This window comes from Lacinutrix sp. MEBiC02595 (assembly GCF_053601555.1).
This window is the reverse complement of the sequence record NZ_JBSHNU010000212.1, coordinates 1-462: the sequence shown is the minus strand read 5'-3', so window position 1 is coordinate 462 and position 462 is coordinate 1. Positions and strand designations below refer to the sequence as shown.

At 44.8% G+C, this 462-nt stretch carries 1 protein-coding gene; it reads right to left on the bottom strand.

Translation table 11 applies throughout. The annotated features are described in order from the left end of the window. Window positions 1–462 (bottom strand): hypothetical protein (locus ACVCZW_RS07685; RefSeq protein WP_452232093.1); only part of this gene is annotated, 462 nt, incomplete at both ends.

Genomic DNA, 462 nt, shown 5'->3' with positions numbered 1-462 from the left:
GTTGTTGCTGTTGGCTCTCCTGCGTCTAATACGCCATTGCCATCTAAATCTGCAAATACGGTTACTGGCGAAGTGAATCCGGTTTCTGTTCCGTTTTGTGTTCCATCACCATCTTCATCATTATATACAGTTCCGGTTACGGTTCCTGCTGTAGTATAACCGTCTGTTCCTGCTGCAACTGTTCCATTTACTGGTACGGTTACTTCCGTTGGCTCTGTTCCTTCTGTTAATGTGGACCCTACTGGTAAAGTAGTCGTATCTACTACGATATCAACTGTTCCTGCCGGTACACCTTCTATAATATAGCTTCCATCCGATGCTGTTGTTGCTGTTGGCTCTCCTGCGTCTAATACGCCATTGCCATCTAAATCTGCAAATACGGTTACTGGCGAAGTGAATCCGGTTTCTGTTCCGTTTTGTGTTCCATCACCATCTTCATCATTATATACAGTTCCGGTTACG